Source organism: Pseudoduganella sp. OTU4001 (genome assembly GCF_038440195.1).
Taxonomy (GTDB): Bacteria; Pseudomonadota; Gammaproteobacteria; order Burkholderiales; family Burkholderiaceae_D; genus Rugamonas.
In genome coordinates this window covers 56,708-75,143 of sequence record NZ_JASATG010000024.1, presented here as the reverse complement: position 1 = coordinate 75,143, position 18,436 = coordinate 56,708, and the positions used below count along the sequence as shown (strand labels likewise).

Below are 18,436 nucleotides of genomic sequence, written 5' to 3'. Positions count from 1 at the left end.
CGTCGGTCAGCGTGTCGCCGCGTGCTTTGGCGAGCGTGATGCCGAGCGCCTGGGCGTCGGCTGCATCGAGCTGCGGCGACAGCCATTGCCACATCGGGTGGTCGGGCGCGGTGTGGCCGCTGCCGGGCAATCCGTTGCTGGCGACCAGTCGGGCCAGCTCGCCGCCCAGCTGCTTGATGGTGGCGGCATCGGTTTTCCAGTACCCCTTCTCGGCCGCCACCATGAAGATCGCCAGCATGTGCGCCTTGGCGTGCGCGTTGTGGCGCTGGGCGAGGAATTGCGGCAGGCCGAGTTTGTGCGCGTCGTCGAAGTAGACCGACTTCACCTCATCCCAGGCCCAGTTCTTCACCAGGTCCGGACGCGTGACCTGCCAGCCCCACAGGTTCTCCAGGAATTCCTGCCCCATGGTGCGGGCGCCCGCGTAACCATGCCCCATCAGGGGCTTCAGCCAGGCGGGGTTGAGGAAGCGGCCGCGCAACTCGCCCATCAGGGCGGAGGCCAGCGGTTCGACATCGGCGCGGCCGGGCTGGGCGTGCTGCAGGATCAGCGCTTCCGGCACGCGGCCGGTGCGGCTCTCCACCGCCAGCGACAGGCCGCCGAGGTAGTCGAACGCGTCGTTGTTGTCCAGCAGGCCGTACAGGTTGCTGGCGCGGCCGTGGTAGGTGCGGGTGATGCCGTCCAGCGCCGCGTCGAAGGCGGCGTGGGTGGATTCGCCGCTGGCATCCAGGCCGTAGGCGTGGCCCATGCGCAGCCGGTAGGCTTTGCCGATTTCGTCGCGCTCGCGCCAGGCGCCGGAGCGCTCGGTCAGGCGGTTGACGCCGGCGCCATACGCGCCGGGCGCATCGCCGAAGATGCGCTGGGCGGCGGCGCGGCCAGATTCGGCCAGTGGCATGCCGCCTGCCTGCAGCGCGCGCAGGCGCACCAGCCATTCGCGCGCCACGCGGTTGCTCTCGACCGGCTCACGGCCCCACGCACCGCCTGCGCCGGCGCCCGCGCCACCGACGCCGTTGGCGCTGACGCTGCCCAGGGGCGCGAGCGCGGCCTCCAGCGCTTCCCGCAAGGCGGGGTCCTGTTCGGCCAGGGCGGCGGCGGAAGCGGCCAGCGACATGCGTCCGGCGCGGTCGATCAGGCGGATCAGGTTGGGATACAGGTCGCGAAACAGGCCGGAGGTAGTCACCAGGGCATCGCGCCGCAGCGCGCCCGGCAGCAGGCGCACATCGTTGACAATGCCGCGCGCATTCCACACCGGCTCCGCCCCCATCATGGCCAGCGCAAAGGCCACCATCACGCCCTCGTCGCGCACCGCGTCGGATGCCCACAGCAGGATGCCTTCGCTGCCCGCCGGCGAGCGTTCGCGCGCGGCTGCCTTGGCGGCAAGGCCCGCCCCCATCTGGTAGCCGATACGCGTCGGCAGGATATCGCCATCCACCGCGTGGAAATTGCGGCCGGTCGGCAGCGCTTCCGGCGAGCGCAGGGGATCGTTGCCCTTGCCCGGCTCGATGAAGCGTCCATCCAGCCCCGCCAGCAGCGCGCGCATTTCGTTGCGCGGCGATTCGGCCAGCTTGCGTGCGACTTCCGGGTCGTCGATGCCGCCCTTCTTCATCGACTCCAGCATCAGGTCGATCGATTCCTGCCGCCAGGGGCGGCCGAAAATGTGCAGGCCGTGCGGCATGAATTTTTCCTGCAGCTTGGTCAGGTAGTGGCCAACTTCATGCGCCAGCAGATCGTCGTCCGCCGCGTCGAAGCCGATGCCGCGCACCGCCAGCACATCGGCCATCGAGGCTTCCAGCTCCGCCTTCAGGTTCAGCGCGGCCACCCGCTCGCGCATCAGCTGCGCCGCTTTGGATTTCAGCGATTCGGAGCTGGCGGCTTCGTAGCTCTCCACCACCTGGCGTAACGACAGCAGCTCGTCGTACAGCGGGGTGGAGGCCAGCGGCGGCGTCAGGTGGTCGACCATCACGGCCAGGCCGCGCCGCTTGGCTTGCGTGCCTTCGCCTACGCCGTCCACGATGTAGGGGTAAACGCCCGGCAGGTCACCGGCGATCAGGCTCGAAAAATCGTCTGCCGCCAGGCCGACTGCTTTGCCAGGCAGGAATTCGTAAGTAGAGTGGCGGCCGACGTGGACCAGGGCGTCCGCCTTGAAGCGGTCGCGCAGCCAGTGGTAGAAGGCCAGGTACTGGTGCGGCGGCGGCACGCTGGTGTTGGCGTGCAAAAGTTCTTCGTCGACTTCCCAGCCGCGCGGCGGCTGCGGGCCGATGAAGACGTTGCCGAATACCAGGCCGGGGACCAGCAGCTTGCCCTGGTCGACCATGATCTTGCCGGGCGCAGGGCCCCAGCCCTTCAGGCCTTCAATGCGGTACGCAGCCAAACGACGTTGCAAGGGCGCCAGCGCGGCACAGCTCCCAGCGCGCACGCGCCTGCCCGCGGCGGCGCCTGGCCGCGCCTGCAGGCAGCTCGCGTAGCCTTCCGCAAGCGCGGATAAGTCGCGGATGGCCGCTTCGCGCTGCGGGTGGTCGGCGCCTTCGACCAGATGCTGCAACTCCTTGATCACGACTTCCGCCTGTTTGCGCCCCAGCGCCCACTCGCCTGCGGCTTCAGCCTGCAGCACGTCGGCATGCAAGCGCCCCAGCAGCCCGCTGGTCATCTCCCCCTGCACGCGCGGCGACAGCGTAGCGAACCAGCGCGCATAATCTGCGGCGCTCACGCTGTTCACCGATCCGGCCAGCTCGCGCAAGCCGGCGCGGTCTTCCGGCAGGTTGACGCCGTGCGCCATGATCCGGTCCAGCAGCGCCTCCGGCGTGGCCGGCAGCTCGCCCACCGTGTAGCCCGCATCCTTCAACGCATGCAGCATGTCGAACAGCGAAGCCGGCACGTCCAGGTTGTCCGCACCGATGTTCTGCCGTCCCGGCGGATGGTTGTAATACACCAGCGCCACCCGCTTGTCGCGGTTGGACTTGGCGCGCAGTGACAGCCAGCGCTCGACGCGCGCTGCCAGGCGCTCCGCTTCCGCCCCCAGCACCACCGGCGGCCGGTTCTCGATGCCGGTCAGCTTGTCGCGCTGCGGCTCGCCCAGTGCGGCCACCACGATCGGCTGGCCAATGCCTTGCAGCTCCGGCAGCGCCACGCGGTACTGCACCGAATCCGGCGGCAGGCCATCCGGAGACAGGCGCCACTGCATGGCGGTGCGGTCGGACAGGCGGATCGCCTTGAACAGCGGGATATCGAGACGCTTGAACGCCTCGCTCACAGCCTCGCGGTTTTCGGCCGCGCCCACCACAAAGTCCTGCAACACCACCAGCGCCGCAGGAACTGCTGGCGCGATCAGCTCCGGCAAGCGCTCCAACGCCTCGCGCGAAGCCCCGCCCCAGCGCGGCAGCACCTGCACGCATTGCTGGCCGCTGCGCTCAATCTGGCGGCACACCGCGTCCGGCACCATGCCATCCATATTCGACAGGTCCAGCACCACCACCGTCGGACGCGCCTGCACGCCCAGCTGCGCCGCCCGGCCCCAGGCCGAGGCATCGTGCAGCTCGCGCTCGCCCATGCGCAGGCGCAGCGTTGGTTCCGGCAGCGGCGCCGCCAGTGCACGCACCGGGTCGAGCAGGTGCGCGAACAGGGCCGCCGTGTTATCGCGCCCGCCGGCCTGCCACACCTGGCGCGCCGCCAGCCATTGGCCGGCAACGGGCAAGGCGCGTGCCGCCTGCAACGCGGCTTCCGACGGCTGCTCGCCAGACAACTGGCGCAACGTCTCCGGCGGGAAGCCTTGCAAGCCGCCCTGGCGTCCGCGCGACATCAGGCTCAGCGTGGCTTCGCCGTTAAAAGCCAGCACTGTCGCCGAAGCCCGCGCATGGCGTGCCAAGGCCTGCTTCAAGCGCCGCGCCGGGTCGCCGAACAGCGACACCGCGAGGATGCTGTCCGCCTGCGCCAGCCACTGGGCGGCCTGCTTGTCGTCCGCCGCCATCCATTGCGCGGGCGTGCGCAGGATGATGCGGTCATGGGGATGGCTGGCCAGATGGCGATGGGCAGCCGCGATTGCCGTCGGTGCGGCACGTTCGGTCACGATGGCGAACAGCGTGGCAGCGTTAAGCGGCGCACAGGCGAACGCACATAGCAGGACCAAAATGATCCGAGCAAAATTTAAGGTAAGCACAGAGATTCCGAGCACGCAAAACCACACCCTGGGTCTTGCACAATCAAGCGTGACTGGCCGGTCTTCTGGCTTGCCTTCATCCTCCGCTGGCCTGGCCTTCCCGTGCTATGCACAGTGGCGTTGGTCAGCTTCGTCTGGCTTACAGCAGCAGGGGCTGCGCCGGACTGGCGTGAGATGGCTATCTCGCGCGTCACCGGCTTCCCGTTTCACCACCTTACAGACTTGCAAAGTGGCACCAATCACGAACTGCTGGGATTTTAGCAACAAATGTTGTTGCACGGATGGGAAATCCAGAAATTAGTGGCAAATCCGCTGCTGAAGGTATTTACTGGTAAATGCGCGTCAACGAACGCGTCTGGGAGAGACAAAATGCATAATAAGACAACTTTGCAAGTCCTGGCCGCCGCCTCGGGACTTGGGGACGAGCGTATCCAGGAACTCTGGGAAGGTGCGGATATGTATGCCCGGGCACAGGCTGGCGACCCCGATTCGCCGCATTTCCAGCGGGTGCTGCACGAGCGCATGGCGGCCATGGTGGAACGCGAAGTGGCCAAGCGCCAGCCCGAACGGGATAGGGCGCCGTGGGTCATGGCTGACGCCCACCTGGGGCATATCGAAGTCTCGCTGGCGGAAGCGCTGAAAGCATTCGGCAGCCGAACGCAGCACGTCGTCCACTAAACCGACGCGCGATGAACCGCGCCCCGATCCCCTGCCGCCCACATTGCGGCGCCTGCTGCACGGCGCCCGCCATTGAAAGCGCGATCCCCGGCATGCCCGGGGGGAAGCCGGCTGGCGTGCCTTGCATCCACCTTGATGGGCAGCGGCGCTGCAAGCTGTATGGCTTGCCGGAGCGCCCGCAGGTCTGCCTCGACTTCAATGCCGACGAAATGATTTGCGGCGAATCGCGCGAACAGGCCATGCGCTGGCTGGGCTGGGCCAAGGCGTAAACCGGTAAAATAGCGCCCCATCATGAGTTTCCAATGCCGCCCTGCCTGCGGCGCCTGCTGCACGGCGCCCTCCATCACCTCCCCGATTCCCGGTATGCCGAACGGCAAACCGGCGGGCGTGCGCTGCGTGCAACTGGGCGACGATTACCGCTGCATGATCTTCGGCCGCCCCGAACGGCCCGCCTTCTGCGCCGGGCTGCAGCCGTCGGCCGAAATGTGCGGCGAAACGCGCGAGCAGGCCATGCACTGGCTGGGCGATCTCGAAGCGCTCACCCGTCCCGGAAATTGAAGATCCGGCGCGTTCTTGCCTGGCTCTTGCTGGCCAGCGGCGCGGCAGGTTTCGTAACGACGGCGCAGTGGTCATGGATGGCCGCCATGGGCATTGGCTCCGGCTTCCTTTTGCTGCGTGGGATGACGGTCGGCCTGTGGGGAGGCCTGCTCTATTCCGCGCTGCAGTCATTGCGCTATTTTCCCTACGCCGGCAGCGGAGCGTTTGGCAGCAAGTGGGCCTTGAGCCTGGCTGTCGTGATGCACGTGCCGGACGGCGTGCTCGTGGTGAACCTGCTGGCAGTGGCCATGGGGCTGGCATGTGCGGGCCTCCTGCTAGAATGTTCAACTATGAACAAAACCATCGGTCAGCGCCATCGTCTCTCCACCCGCCTTGCATTTTTGACCGCCGGCCTGGCAATGTCCGCCTGGGCGCCGCTGGTGCCCTATGCGAGGGAGCGCCTGGCGCTGGCTGAAGGGCCGCTTGGACTGTTGCTGCTTTGTCTGGGCGCCGGCTCGCTGCTGGCTATGCCGCTGACCGGTGCGCTGGCGGCGCGTTTCGGCTGCCGCGCTGTGGTGCTGTGGTCGGCCCTGGTGGTTTGCCTGGCCCTGCCCGGCCTGGCGCTCGCGCCCACACCGCTGCTGCTTGGCCTGGTGCTGTTCATCTTCGGTGCCTCCCTCGGCACCATGGACGTGGCCATGAATGTGCAGGCGGTGATGGTCGAAAAAGCCAGCGGCGGCGCCCTGATGTCCGGCTTCCACGGCATGTTCAGCCTGGGCGGCTTTGCCGGCGCCGGCGGCATGGCGCTGCTGCTGTGGCTTGGCAGCGGCCCTCTGGCCGCCTGCCTGGCCATTGTGGCCCTGGTGGCCGTGCTGCTGTGGCGCGCCAGCCCCGACCTGCTGCACGAGCCGGAGGCGCGCGAGGGCAACTCTCCCGCCTTCGCCGTGCCGCACGGCGCCGTGGTCTTCATCGGCGCCCTGTGCTTCATCGTGTTCCTGGCCGAAGGCGCCATGCTGGACTGGAGCGCCGTATTCCTGACCGCCGAACGCGGGCTGGAGGAAGGCCGCGCCGGCCTGGGTTATGCCGCCTTCGCCGTCGCCATGACCGTCGGCCGCCTGACCGGCGACCGCGTGGTGGGCCGCTTCGGCGGCCGTCCGGTGCTGCTGGCGGGCGGCCTGTGCGCAGCGGCGGGCTTCTTTACCGCGGTGGCTTCGCCATCCCCGGCCCTGGCGCTGGCCGGCTTTGTGCTGGTCGGCCTGGGCGCCTCGAATATCGTGCCGATCCTGTTCACCGCCGCCGGCAACCAGCGCGCCATGCCGGCCAGCCTGGCGATTGCCGCCATTACCACCATCGGCTATGCCGGCATCCTGGCCGGCCCGGCCCTGATCGGCTTTGTGGCCCACCTTTCCAGCCTGGAGCTGGCCTTCAGCGCGCTGGGCGGCGCCCTGCTGCTGGTAGCCGCCAGCGCACGCCTGGTCCGCGTGCACTCGTGACATAGCGCAAACCACGCCCGTGCAAGGGGCGCTATGGTAAGCTTCGTGCCCGCGCGGCATCCCGCTTGCGCCCGCCACCGATCACAGTTAACAAAATCACAATGGATATCGTTCTCGCGCTGAAGGCTCTGATCATGGGGCTGGTCGAAGGCTTTACTGAATTCCTGCCGATTTCGTCCACCGGCCACCTGGTACTGGCGGGCAGCCTGTTGAATTTCACCGGCGAGAAAGCCAAAGTGTTCGAGATCGCCATCCAGGGCGGCGCCATGGTCGCCGTGATCTGGGAATACCACCGCAAGATCGGCGAAGTCCTGTTCGGCATGTTCCGCAACGAGCGTGCGCGCCGCTTCGCCATGAATGTGGTGGTCGGCTTCATCCCGGCGGCCGCGCTGGGCTTCCTGTTCAACAAAAAGATCAAGGCGGCGCTGTTTGCGCCGCTGCCGGTGGCGCTGGCCTTCATCGCCGGCGGCCTGGTCATCCTGTGGGTGGAACGCCGCGCCCGCAATAATCCGGTGGCAGTACGCGTCCAGGAAGTGGACGATATGACCACCATGGATGCGCTGAAAGTCGGCATCGCCCAGGTGTTCGCCCTGATCCCCGGCACCAGCCGCTCCGGCGCCACCATCATTGGCGGCATGATGTTCGGCCTGTCGCGCAAGGCGGCGACCGAATTCTCCTTCTTCCTCGCAATCCCTACCCTGCTGGCCGCCACGTTCTATTCGCTGTGGACCGAACGCGCCCTGCTGACCGCAGCCGACCTGCCGCTGTTCACCATCGGCGCGGTGGTGGCGTTTGCGTCGGCCTTCGCCTGCATCCGCTGGCTGCTGCGCTACATCAGCACCCACGACTTCACCATCTTCGCCTGGTACCGCATCGTATTCGGGCTGGTGGTGATCGCAACCGCCTACTCCGGCGTGGTTACCTGGCACGATTGATCAAGTGATGGACCAGCAAGACACCAGCCAGCGCGCCCTGCACCTGCTCCAGACCGTATTCGGCTACCCAGCCTTCCGCGGCCACCAGGGGCAGATCGTCGAGCATGTCGGCAATGGCGGCGATGCCCTGGTGCTGATGCCGACCGGCGGCGGCAAATCGCTGTGCTACCAGATCCCGGCCATGCTGCGCGACGGCGTGGGCGTGGTGGTGTCGCCGCTGATCGCGCTGATGCAGGACCAGGTCGATGCGCTGGAAGAAGTCGGCGTACGCGCGGCCTTCCTGAACTCGACCCAGACCTACGAAGAAGCGGCGCGCATCGAACGCCTGGTGCGCACCAAGCAGATCGACCTGCTGTATGTGGCGCCGGAGCGCCTGCTGACGCAGCGCTGCTTCGACCTGCTGCAGGATTCGCAGATCGCCTTGTTCGCCATCGACGAAGCGCACTGCGTATCGCAATGGGGCCACGACTTCCGTCCCGAGTACATCAAGCTCTCGGTGCTGCACGAGCAATTCCCGAATGTGCCGCGCATCGCCCTGACCGCGACCGCCGACCAGCAGACACGCGACGAGATCATCCACCGCCTGGCGCTGAACGATGCCGCGCAATTCGTCTCGTCCTTCGACCGTCCGAACATCCGCTACCAGATCGTGGAGAAGACCAACGGCCGCAAGCAGCTGCTGGACTTCATCTCCGCCGAGCATGCGGGCGACTCCGGCATCGTCTACTGCCTGTCGCGCAAGAAGGTGGAAGAGACGGCGGAATTCCTGAACGAGCACGGCGTGCGCGCCATGGCCTACCACGCCGGCATGGAGCACGCGGTGCGCGCCGACAACCAGGCGCGCTTCCTGCGCGAAGAAAATATCGTGATGGTGGCGACCATCGCCTTCGGCATGGGTATCGACAAACCGGACGTGCGTTTCGTCTGCCACCTCGACCTGCCGAAATCGATCGAAGGCTATTACCAGGAAACCGGCCGCGCCGGCCGCGACGGCATGCCGGCCAGCGCCTGGATGTCCTACGGCTTGCAGGACGTGGTGCTGCAGCGGCGCATGATCGACGAGTCGGAAGCCGACGAGAATTTCAAACGCGTGCTGTCCACCAAGCTGGACTCCATGCTGGGCCTGTGCGAAACCCTGAGCTGCCGCCGCGTGCGGCTGCTGGAATACTTTGGCGAGCCCGCCACGCCTTGCGGCAATTGCGACACTTGCCTGATCCCGCCGGTGTCCTTCGACGGCACGGTGCCGGTGCAGAAACTGCTGTCGGCGATCTACCGCTGCGACCAGCGCTTTGCCGCCGGCCATGTGATCGAAGTGCTGCGCGGCGTGGAGACCGAGCGTATCCTGACCTGGCACCACGACAAGCTGTCGGTGTACGGCATCGGCGCCGACCGCAGCGAGCAGGAATGGCGCGCCATCCTGCGCCAGGTGATCGCGCTCGGCCTGGTCACTGTCGACCACGAACAATTCAGCTCGCTGAAACTGACCGACGCCGCGCGCCCGGTGCTGAAAGGCGGCCAGAAAGTGCAGCTGCGCCAGTACCAGAAGCCGGTCAAGCAGAAAACCCGCTCGGCGCCAAAAGGCTATGTGGAAACCGAGCTCGATGGCGACGAACAGCGCATCTTCGACCGTTTGCGTTCATGGCGCATGGGCGCCGCGCGCGAACACGGCGTGCCGGCCTATGTCATCTTCAACGACGCCACCCTGCGCGAGATTGCCAAGGTGCGGCCATCCTCGCTTAGCGAAATGCGCGGCATCTCCGGTGTCGGCGAGAAAAAGCTCGTCTCCTACGGCGACGAAATCGTCCGCCTCATCGCCGATTTAAGCTGAGGCCAGCAACGCGCGGTAGCGGCCCGGTGGTGCTCCAACCGCTGCGCTGAAGCGGTGGCTGAAGTGGCTCAAGTCGGCGTAGCCGCAAGCTTCGGCCACCTGCTGCAGAGGCAAGCGCCCTGCACGCAGCAGGCCGCGTGCACGCTCGATGCGGCGCGCGGCGATCCATGCCGATGGCGGCATGCCGAAGCTGATGCGGAACATGCGCGCCAGGTGGAACTCCGACATACATGCCAGCTGCGCCAGCATGCCGAGCGTGATGTTCTGCTCCAGGTGCGCCTCGATGTACTCATGCAGGCGGCGCCGCACCAGCGGTGCCAGGCCGCCACGCAGGCGCTGTCCGGGCCGGGTCATCGACTGCGATCGCAGGAGTTCGCTCAACGCTTCGTGGGTGATTTCATTGGCGCGCAGCAGCTGGTCGGGATCGTCCCATGGCTGCTGCAGCAGCGTGCCGCACAGCCGCACCAGGCGTTCGTTCTCGAAGTAGGTGCGGTCCTGCAAAGTCAGTTCACGCGGCTCGCGGTCCAGCTCCGCCACGGCGCGCTGCGTGAAATGCTCCGGCATGAAGTAGACATGCAGCATGCGCAGCTGGCCGCGCACCACCCATTCCGACTCGTGCCAGTCCGGCAGCGAACAAAGCCGCTCCGGCGCGCCATACTGCCCCGGCAATCCCTCCCGCTCGACGCTATAGCCGCCGCCCAGGTAGCAGGACAGCGTGTGATGCCCCGGTTGCCGGTAGCCGGTCACCGCCTCCTGCGTATTGCGCTGCCAGACCGCCGCCGCCAGGCCGTCGCCCAGCCAGGCGAAGCGCTCCAGCGTCGCATCGGTGCCGGACATGGTGCGGAACACCGCATGCGACATCGCATCGTCAGTTTGTGTGGTCAAGGGCTTCACGCCGAAAAGTCTAGCACGCCCTCGGCTGGCCCGCCGGCCAGCGCCCACATATGCGCAAGATCAGACAAAGCGCCGGCCACGTACGCCAAGCGCTACAATCAATATGGCAATTTTTACAATAAAATTATTCTTCTGAAAGGACGCGAAATGAAGAAACTCGTTTGCCATGCGGTCCTGGCATTCAGCTTCTGCGCTGCGCAAGCAGCCCCGGTGACGCTGGACTTGACCAGCGGCTCGCATGCCAACCTGAATGGCTCGGCGGTCTTCGACACCTACACTGAAGATGGCTTCCGCCTGCGCATGGTGCGCGCTGGCGACCACTATGACCTGAACTATATTGGCGACCTGACGTTCCACAATGGCCCTTCGAATGGCGATGATGCCAGCCTGGTGCTCGATTTTTTCGGCGCCAGCTTCAATCTGGCGAACATCAACATCGCGGGCTATGCGGGCGGCGCCAACTCGATCACGCTGACCGGCTCCAACGGCGTGACGCAGGTGCTGTCGGGCCTCGGCACCCTATCCGTGGCAGGGATGGGCAATGTGACTTCCGTGATTTTCGATATCGACCAGGACGGCGGTGCACAAGCGGTCGGGTTGTCGGAATTGAACGTCGACACCACGCCAACGCAGCAGGTGCCCGTGCCCGGCACCTTGGGACTACTTGGACTCGGCTTGCCGGCGCTGGTCCTGGCTCGCCGCCGCAGGGCGTAAAATAGCGTCTTTGCAAAGGAACCAACGTGAAGAAAACCGACCTGGCCAAGAATGATGCCAAAAAACTCATGAACAAGATGGCGCAAGGAGCCACGGGTTTCGGCAATGCGGCCAGTGCCGGCGTCGACAAGCGTGAGCAGCGCAAACGCGACCAGGCGCTGGGCCTGGTGCCGTTTGCCGTCAAGCTCAATGGCGAGCTGGTGAAGCGCCTGCATGCCCTGGCGACCGAGCGTGGCACGGACCTGAACACGGTGGTTGCCGAAGTCCTGGCCAAGGGCCTGGACAACTAAACCGCAAGACCAGACAAGCACCGCCGCGCCCGGCCTGTCATGCTGGGCGCACCATGAATATTTCCCTCTACCTCACCACGGTGCTCATCTGGGGCACCACCTGGATCGCGATCAAATTCCAGCTCGGCGTCGTCGCCGCGCCGGTGTCGATTGCCTATCGTTTCTGGATTGCCGCGCTGGTGCTGATGCTGTTGCTGGTCGTGCGCCGCCAGAAGCTGCTGCCGCCGCGCTCCGCCTGGCGCTATCTTGTGGCGCAGGGCATCGCCCTGTTCTGCTGTAATTTCCTGTGCTTCTACTACGCCACCATGTGGGTACCGAGCGGGCTGGTGGCGGTGGTGTTCTCCACCGCGCCGATATGGAACGCGATCAATGGCCGCATCTTCATGCAGCGCCCGATCAAGCCGCAAGTGCTGGGCGGCGCGGTGCTGGGACTGGCAGGGATTGTGATGCTGTTCCTGCCCTCCATGCAGGGGCACTGGAACGACAGCGGCATGCTGGCCGGCCTCGGCCTGGCGCTGCTTGGCACGCTGTGCTTCTCGACCGGCAACCTGCTCTCCAGCCGCATGCAGGCGCTGGGCATGCAGCCCTGGCTGACCAACGCCTGGGCCATGCTGTGCGGCGCCACCATCCTGACGGTCGGCGCACTGGCGCTCGGCATGCCGTTCAACTTCGACCCAAGCCCGCGCTACGTCGGCGCCCTGCTCTATCTGGCGATACCGGGATCGGTGATTGCTTTCACGGCCTATCTGCTGCTGGTGGGGAGGATCGGTCCGGACCGCGCCGCATACTGCACGGTGCTGTTCCCGGTGGTGGCGCTGACGGTGTCCACCTTCGTCGAAGGCTACCAGTGGAGCAGCCTGGCGCTGGCCGGCCTGCTGCTGGTCATCGGCGGCAACCTGCTGGCCTTCATGCCGGCGCGCGTCAAGGCGCCGGCGGCGGTAAAGCTTACTTCTTAGTGAACACCAGGTCCCACACGCCGTGGCCCAGTTTCAGGCCGCGGTTTTCGAACTTGGTCAGCGGGCGGTAGGCCGGCTGCGGGGCGTAGCCTTCGGCGGTGTTCTGCAGCGCCGGTTCGGCGCTCAGCACTTCCAGCATCTGCACCGCGTAGTCTTCCCAGTCGGTCGCCAGGTGGATATAGCCGCCTGGAGCCAGGTGCTCGCACAGGGTCTTCACGAATGGCGCCTGGATCAGGCGGCGCTTGTTGTGGCGCGCCTTGTGCCATGGGTCCGGGAAGTAGATATGCACGCCAGCCAGCGAGCCGGCCGGGATCATATCGCGCAGCACTTCCACCGCGTCGTGCTGGATCACACGCAGGTTGGTGATGCCTTCGTCGCCGATCATCTTGAGCAGGCTGCCCACGCCAGGGGTGTGCACTTCCACGCCGATGAAATCCTTCTCCGGCATGACTTTGGCGATATGCGCGGTGGTGCCGCCCATGCCGAAGCCGATCTCCAGGACCACCGGCGCCTTGCGGCCGAACGCCTTCTCATAGTCCAGCGCTTCCTTCTTATGCTCGATCAGGAACTGCGGGCCGAACTCTTTCAGTCCACGTTCCTGGCCCGTGGACAGGCGGCCAGCACGCGTAACGAAGCTGCGGATGCGGTGTTCGGTCGGGTCATAGAGCATCTTGCCCTTTGGCGTGGATTCGGAAGACATGGCTAAACGTGCAAGGAAAAGGGGCGATTATACCATTCCAGCCTATTCGCCCTTTACGCGGCGGCCTGCCATAATAGCGGGTCACGCAACCCTGGAAGCCTCCACTCATGGCCCTCGCACTGAATATCGTCATCATCATCCTGGCACTGGTAACGCTGTATTTCCTGCTCAAGGGCGGCCCGAAAGCGGCAACCGCGCCGGCCGGCAAACCGGCGGGCGGCTCCTACACCCCGCTGCCGCAGGGCGAGCCGGTGCACCACTGGACCGATGGCGGCCGCTTCCAGTTGGAAGTGCTGGGCGAATCGCGCTATTCCGACACCATCCATACCCTGGCTGGCCAGCACGGCGACGCGCCGGCCGATACCCACCACAAGGCGCTGCTGCTGCCGGACGATAACAATCCCTACGAAGACAAGGCGGTCGCCGTCTTCCTGAGCAACCAGATGGTGGGCTACCTGGCGCCGAAGGATGCACAAGCCTTCCGCACCATGCTGGCGCGCCAGGAGATTGCAGGCCAGCTCACCTCCACCGATGCGGTGATCCGCGGCGGCCACCTGTACGAAGGCAAGCGCCTGGCTTACGCCGTCCTACTGGATATCAACGTCGCGTAGTAACTTGCATCACCCCGCGCACAATTGAACGCGGGGCCGGTTTGTGCCATCATCGGCGACTTGTTGTTTTGATATCAAACAAGGGAGCCGTGAAGATGACCAAGTACGCCTTGCTATTGCCCGTCCTGTTGCTGGCAGCCTGCGCCAAGAAGGAACCTGCGCCGGCGCCAGCCCCAGAAGCCGCACCTGCACCGGCCGCCGCACCGGCGCCTGCACCAGCGCCATCCCCCGCGAAAGTCCCAGCCACCGCCGCCACCGGCAACGGTCCGCTGCAAACACCGCAGCTCGATACCGAGAACCTGAGCGACGAGCAAAAGGAAGTCGCCAAGCGCCAGGCCAAGCTCGATTACTCGAATATGGAAGACGGCTATATCAACGACACCAGTGCGCAGTGGGCCAGCGCGGCCAATGCGACTTCCAGCTACGGCTCAAGCTACACGCCGGCACTGGCCACCGGCAAGGTGGACGGCAAATACTGGTCCACCAACAATTCCGACGTTGGCTTCGACTCGCTGGAAGTCACGTTCGAAAAGCCGGTCAACGCCACCCAGCTGCGCGTGGCGATCAGCGATGGCTACGGTCTGGAAGGCATCACCAAAGTGGAACTGCAGGACACCGACGGCAAGTGGAACACCGTCTGGAGCGGCGTGCACACGGTGAAGGCCGACAAGCGCGGCGCCCGCACCTGGTTCGTGCAGCCGATTGAGAAAACCAGCTACAAAGCCAAAGCCGCACGCATCACCAAGTCCAACAATGTGACAACCGAACGGCTGGAAGTCGACGCCGTGCAGCTGGTCGGCACCTGATCAAACTGTACTGCCCGCGAATCACCTAAACTGTAGCGGCGCCGCCAAAGGCGCCGCAGATATCCTGCATCCGTACCCAACACCCAAGGATCGGAACGGATATGAAAACCTCTCGCGTAAAGGTTGCCACCCTGCTCATGGCAGGCTTTGGCATCGTATGTGCCTTCCTGCTTGCCGCCATTTCGCTCGGCCTGAACGAACAGGCCAAGCTCAATGACATCACCGAAAACATCATTGACGACCGCTGGCCCAAGATCGAGCTCAGTACCAACGTGCGCCTGCGCGTGACCGATATCGCAGTCGCCTTGCGCAATGTGATCCTGAGCGACAACCCCACCGTCCGGCGCGACCAGATCGACGACATCGCCGGCTTCCGCAAGGAGATGGACGCCAACCTGGCGGAGCTGGAGCGCCGCATCGTCACCACCAAAGGCAAGGCCGCCGTGCGCCGCATCCACAACGCCATGAAGAAATATGAAGCGGGGCAGGATCGCCTGATCGGGATGGTGCAGGCCGGCCGCATTGCCGACGCCCAGGCCTACCTGAATGACGAAGTAAAACCAATGCTGCAGGAATGCCGCGATGCGCTGGCCGAAGAGATCAGCAACGAAGTGACACTGATGGATAACTCGCGCGACGAAGCCGCCGGCGCCTACGCCGGCACCCAGGTCAAGATGCTGGTGCTGGGCGCGCTGGCCTTGCTGGTGTCGCTGGGCGCAGCCGCCGCGATCATCGCCCGCCTGCGGCGCGACCTGGGCGGCGAACCGGATGTGGCAGCACGGGTCGCGGCCCGCATCGCCGACGGCAACCTGGCAGGCGCCATCGCCCTGCGCGCCAAGGACCAATCGAGCATGATGTACGAGATGGAGCATATGCGCTCCGAACTGGGACTGCTGGTAGGCCAGGTGCGGCGCGATGCCGACCAGATCGCCGCAGCCTCCTCCCAGATCGCAGCCGGCAACCTGGATTTGTCGGCGCGCACCGAAGCGCAGGCCGCCAGCCTGGAGGAAACCGCCGCCGCCATGGAACAGCTCAGTGCCACCGTGGAGCAGAACAGCGCCAATGCCGACCGCGCCAACCAGCTTGCGCTGCAAGCCTCCGCAGCCGCCAGCCGCGGCGGCGAGGCGGTGGCCGCCGTCACCGCCCGCATGCAGGACATCACGCAGTCCGCGCGCCAGATGGCCGATATCATCGGCCTGATCGACGGTATCGCCTTCCAGACCAACATCCTGGCGCTGAATGCGGCGGTCGAGGCGGCGCGGGCTGGCGATGCCGGCCGCGGTTTCGCCGTGGTGGCCAGCGAGGTGCGTGCGCTGGCGCACCGCTCATCCGAGGCGGCGCGCCAGATCAGCGATCTGATTGCCTCGGCAACCGAGCAAGCCAACGCCGGTGCGGGCCTGGTGCAGCAGACCGGCGAAGCGATGCAGGACATCGTCGACAGTGTGGCGCGGGTGGAAGACATCATGAACCAGATCCGCCATGCCGGTGCGGAGCAGCACGCAGGCATCGTCTCGTGCAGCCGCGCCGTGGTGGAAATGGACCAGGGCACGCAGCAGAACGCCGCCCTGGTGGAAGAAGTGGCCGCCGCGGCCAAGGCCATGCAGGACCAGGCCGGCCAGCTGGCGCAGGCCGTAGCCCGCTTCCGCATCGATGGTGACGGCCAGGCGGCGGTGGCGGCAAGCGGCCATGCCCGCCCTGCCGGCACCTTGGCGCGCCGCGCGCATCTGTCCCTTGCTGCAGCTGCCTAAGGCACGGCATGGATGCGCGCACTCTGGTTGTCGCTGGCCGCGCCGCAGCGCGCCAGCAACTGCAGGCGCAATGCGGCGAACTTGGCCTGCAAGTCGTCGCCACGGCCGACAGCGGCAATGCGGCGCTGGATTCGCTGGAAGCGCTGCCGCAGCCAATCGGCCTGCTGGCCTTGGATGCCAGCCTGCCGGATATGGACGTCACCGATTTCCTGCTGTCGCTCTCCACGCGCGGCTGTGAGGCCGGCGTGCTGCTCACCGGACTGGCATGCCCCCGTCTATGCGACACGGTGACAGTGCTGGCAGCGTCACTGGGTTTGCGCACCGGCGCCGCAGAGAGCTTGCCCAAGGCATTCGCCGCCCTGCCGCCAGCTGCCGGCAAGTCGCCAACCCAGCCTGGCGCAGCGCCGCGATGCGATGCCCTGGATATCCGCTACGGCCTGCTGCGCGGCGAGTTCGAACTGTATTACCAGCCCAAGGTAGCCATGGCAAACCGCCAGCTGCGCGGCGTGGAAGGCTTGCTACGCTGGCACCACCCGCGCCACGGCCTGCTCTCGCCGGCCGCCTTCCTGCCATGCGCCGAGGCGGCCGGGCTGGCGGAACTGCTGACCACCAAAGTGTTGCAACTGGCGCTGGGAGATTGGCAGGCCTGGCGCGCGCAATCGCGGCCGGTACCAATTTCGATCAACTTGTCGCCGCTGGTGCTGGCCAACCCACATTTCGCCGAGCAGTTGATCGACACCGTCCAGCGCGCCGCCGTGCCGCCCTCTAGCCTCATCCTCGAGATTACCGAGCATACCGAAATCGCGGACCTCAGCACGGCATTGCGCAACCTCCTCAAGTTGCGGCTGCACGGTTTCCAGTTATCGCTGGACGACTACGGCGCCGGCCATGCCTCGATCCTGCAACTGTCGCGCATACCGTTCGGCGAGCTGAAACTGGACCGTCGCCTGGTGCATGGCGCCTGGCAGCGTCCGCACCTGCGGATCTTGCTCGCCCAAGCCATCCATTCAGCACACGCGCTGGGCTTGAGCGTGGTAGCGGAAGGCATCGAATGCCAGCAGGATTGGGACCTGATGCACGCCCTGGGCTGCGATATGGCGCAGGGTTACCTCATCGGCAGGCCCATGCCTGCGCTGTCGCTGGCAAAAGCCGCCTAAACTAAAGGTAGCGACTGAGAGAGGATGCTATGGAACGCGAACGGGCAAAGGCAGGCGATGCAGTACGGCCACTCGGCTGGCGCCACAAGATGCTGGTAATCCGCACTACGCCAGGGCGCTCCGGCCTCGGCGATGATGACGATGTGCTGTGCCGCTGGCGTGACAGCGATGGCGAGCACCAGCAGACTTTCAAAGCGGGTCAGCTGGAAGTGTTGAACTCAGCCGCCCAGGCGCGCAACCCGCGCCGGCGCACGCTTATTTGAGCAGGCCGAAGACCTTGGCGATAGCTTTACTGCCGTAGGAAACGGGATTCTCGCGGATTTTCTTCTCTTCTTCCGCAATCATCAGGTACAGGCCGTCCAGCGCACGCTGGGTCACGTAGGCTTCCACCGTTGCCTGCTCTTCGCTCGCCAGCCCGAATTTGGTGGCCTGCGCCATGGCGGTATTGAACTTGGCGGACAGCTTGGATTTGTCCGTCACGCCTTTGACGATCGGCTTGAACTTGGCCGCCAGTGGCGCCGAAGTTTTCTCTTTGAAGAAGTCGGTCACCGAAGTATCGCCGCCGGTCAGGATTTGTTTCGCGTCCTGCACTGTCATCGATTTGACAGCATTCACCAGCAGCGGCTTGGCCAGCGGGACAGCCTGCTCGGCGGCGCGGTTCATCGCGGTTTCCAGCTCATCCAGCTGCTCGGCCCGGCCTGTCAGGGCCAGGATCGGCCGCGCCTTCTCCAGCACGCGCGGCAGCTTGATACGCACCGCCTCGTTGTTCAGGAAGCCTCCTTCCACGCCCAGCTTCGACACCGCCGCCACTGAACCCGCCTCCAGCGCCGCTTTCAGGCCGCCACCTGCTTCTTTTTCGGTCAAAGCCGCCAGCGGGTCAGCGTGAACGCCAACAGCCAATACCAGCCCAGCTACCAATGCAGATAATTGTTTTGCGAT

General features: G+C 65.7%; 18 protein-coding genes and 1 riboswitch. Of the genes, 14 read left to right on the top strand and 4 right to left on the bottom strand.

The window, feature by feature from the left end:
• Positions 1-4,120 (bottom strand): cobaltochelatase subunit CobN (locus tag AAHE99_RS19520; RefSeq protein ID WP_342119018.1); only part of this gene is annotated, 4,120 nt, incomplete at its 3' end.
• A 68-nt stretch (positions 4,121-4,188) separates the two neighbouring features.
• Positions 4,189-4,405, bottom strand: a riboswitch (cobalamin riboswitch).
• A 114-nt stretch (positions 4,406-4,519) separates the two neighbouring features.
• Between AAHE99_RS19520 and AAHE99_RS19515 the strand changes: the two genes are divergently transcribed.
• The 6 genes from AAHE99_RS19515 (at position 4,520) to recQ (ending at position 9,621) form a co-directional block, all read left to right on the top strand.
• Positions 4,520-4,828 (top strand): hypothetical protein, encoded by a 309-nt coding sequence (locus AAHE99_RS19515; RefSeq protein WP_342119017.1) that lies wholly within the window; start codon positions 4,520-4,522, stop codon positions 4,826-4,828.
• Positions 4,829-4,839: 11 nt separating this feature from the next.
• Positions 4,840-5,097, top strand: coding sequence for a YkgJ family cysteine cluster protein (locus AAHE99_RS19510; protein ID WP_342119016.1), 258 nt, complete (start codon positions 4,840-4,842; stop codon positions 5,095-5,097).
• A 22-nt stretch (positions 5,098-5,119) separates the two neighbouring features.
• On the top strand, positions 5,120-5,386 hold the full coding sequence (locus AAHE99_RS19505; RefSeq protein ID WP_342119015.1) for a YkgJ family cysteine cluster protein: 267 nt from the start codon (positions 5,120-5,122) through the stop codon (positions 5,384-5,386).
• Positions 5,383-6,858 carry an MFS transporter gene (locus AAHE99_RS19500; protein WP_342119014.1) on the top strand — a complete coding sequence of 492 codons (1,476 nt, stop codon included), beginning with the start codon at positions 5,383-5,385 and terminating at the stop codon, positions 6,856-6,858. The genes AAHE99_RS19505 and AAHE99_RS19500 overlap by 4 nt, the downstream gene beginning before the upstream one ends.
• Positions 6,859-6,959: 101 nt before the next feature.
• Positions 6,960-7,793 carry an undecaprenyl-diphosphate phosphatase gene (locus AAHE99_RS19495; protein ID WP_342119013.1) on the top strand — a complete coding sequence of 278 codons (834 nt, stop codon included), beginning with the start codon at positions 6,960-6,962 and terminating at the stop codon, positions 7,791-7,793.
• A gap of 7 nt (positions 7,794-7,800) precedes the next feature.
• Complete coding sequence (recQ, locus tag AAHE99_RS19490; protein ID WP_342119012.1) at positions 7,801-9,621, top strand: DNA helicase RecQ; 1,821 nt, start codon at positions 7,801-7,803, stop codon at positions 9,619-9,621.
• On the opposite strand, the gene AAHE99_RS19485 is transcribed toward recQ, so the two are convergent.
• Entirely contained in the window at positions 9,613-10,482 is an 870-nt protein-coding gene (locus AAHE99_RS19485) for an AraC family transcriptional regulator (RefSeq protein ID WP_342119023.1), read from the bottom strand. The genes recQ and AAHE99_RS19485 overlap by 9 nt on opposite strands.
• A 180-nt stretch (positions 10,483-10,662) precedes the next feature.
• On the opposite strand from AAHE99_RS19485, the gene AAHE99_RS19480 reads away from it, so the two are divergent.
• From AAHE99_RS19480 to AAHE99_RS19470, 3 genes are read left to right on the top strand one after another with little or no spacing between them, the layout of a single operon-like run.
• Positions 10,663-11,229: a PEP-CTERM sorting domain-containing protein gene (locus AAHE99_RS19480; RefSeq protein ID WP_342119011.1), complete on the top strand. Its 567-nt coding sequence runs from the start codon at positions 10,663-10,665 to the stop codon at positions 11,227-11,229.
• A gap of 26 nt (positions 11,230-11,255) precedes the next feature.
• Positions 11,256-11,519, top strand: a complete 264-nt coding sequence (locus AAHE99_RS19475) for a hypothetical protein (protein WP_342119009.1) — start codon at positions 11,256-11,258, stop codon at positions 11,517-11,519.
• 53 nt (positions 11,520-11,572) lie between these two features.
• Positions 11,573-12,475, top strand: a complete 903-nt coding sequence (locus AAHE99_RS19470; protein WP_342119008.1) for a DMT family transporter — start codon at positions 11,573-11,575, stop codon at positions 12,473-12,475.
• Here AAHE99_RS19470 and trmB read toward each other — a convergent pair.
• Entirely contained in the window at positions 12,465-13,145 is a 681-nt protein-coding gene (gene trmB, locus AAHE99_RS19465) for a tRNA (guanosine(46)-N7)-methyltransferase TrmB (RefSeq protein ID WP_342119022.1), read from the bottom strand. The genes AAHE99_RS19470 and trmB overlap by 11 nt on opposite strands.
• A 137-nt stretch (positions 13,146-13,282) precedes the next feature.
• Here trmB and AAHE99_RS19460 point away from each other — a divergent pair, with 137 nt between their 5' ends.
• The 5 genes from AAHE99_RS19460 (at position 13,283) to AAHE99_RS19440 (ending at position 17,760) form a co-directional block, all read left to right on the top strand.
• Entirely contained in the window at positions 13,283-13,786 is a 504-nt protein-coding gene (locus AAHE99_RS19460; protein ID WP_342119007.1) for a hypothetical protein, read from the top strand.
• A 95-nt stretch (positions 13,787-13,881) separates the two neighbouring features.
• Complete coding sequence (locus AAHE99_RS19455; RefSeq protein WP_342119021.1) at positions 13,882-14,592, top strand: hypothetical protein; 711 nt, start codon at positions 13,882-13,884, stop codon at positions 14,590-14,592.
• A gap of 101 nt (positions 14,593-14,693) precedes the next feature.
• Positions 14,694-16,340, top strand: a complete 1,647-nt coding sequence (locus AAHE99_RS19450) for a methyl-accepting chemotaxis protein (protein WP_342119006.1) — start codon at positions 14,694-14,696, stop codon at positions 16,338-16,340.
• A gap of 8 nt (positions 16,341-16,348) precedes the next feature.
• Positions 16,349-17,497, top strand: coding sequence for an EAL domain-containing response regulator (locus AAHE99_RS19445; protein ID WP_342119005.1), 1,149 nt, complete (start codon positions 16,349-16,351; stop codon positions 17,495-17,497).
• Between the two features lie 29 nt (positions 17,498-17,526).
• Positions 17,527-17,760, top strand: coding sequence for a hypothetical protein (locus AAHE99_RS19440; RefSeq protein ID WP_342119004.1), 234 nt, complete (start codon positions 17,527-17,529; stop codon positions 17,758-17,760).
• Here the strand turns inward: AAHE99_RS19440 and AAHE99_RS19435 are convergent.
• The gene (locus AAHE99_RS19435) at positions 17,753-18,361 is read right to left on the bottom strand and encodes a DUF4197 domain-containing protein (protein ID WP_342119003.1); all 609 of its coding nucleotides are present in this window, start codon (positions 18,359-18,361) and stop codon (positions 17,753-17,755) included. The two genes, AAHE99_RS19440 and AAHE99_RS19435, sit on opposite strands and share 8 nt — an antisense overlap.
• Positions 18,362-18,436: the final 75 nt, after the last annotated feature.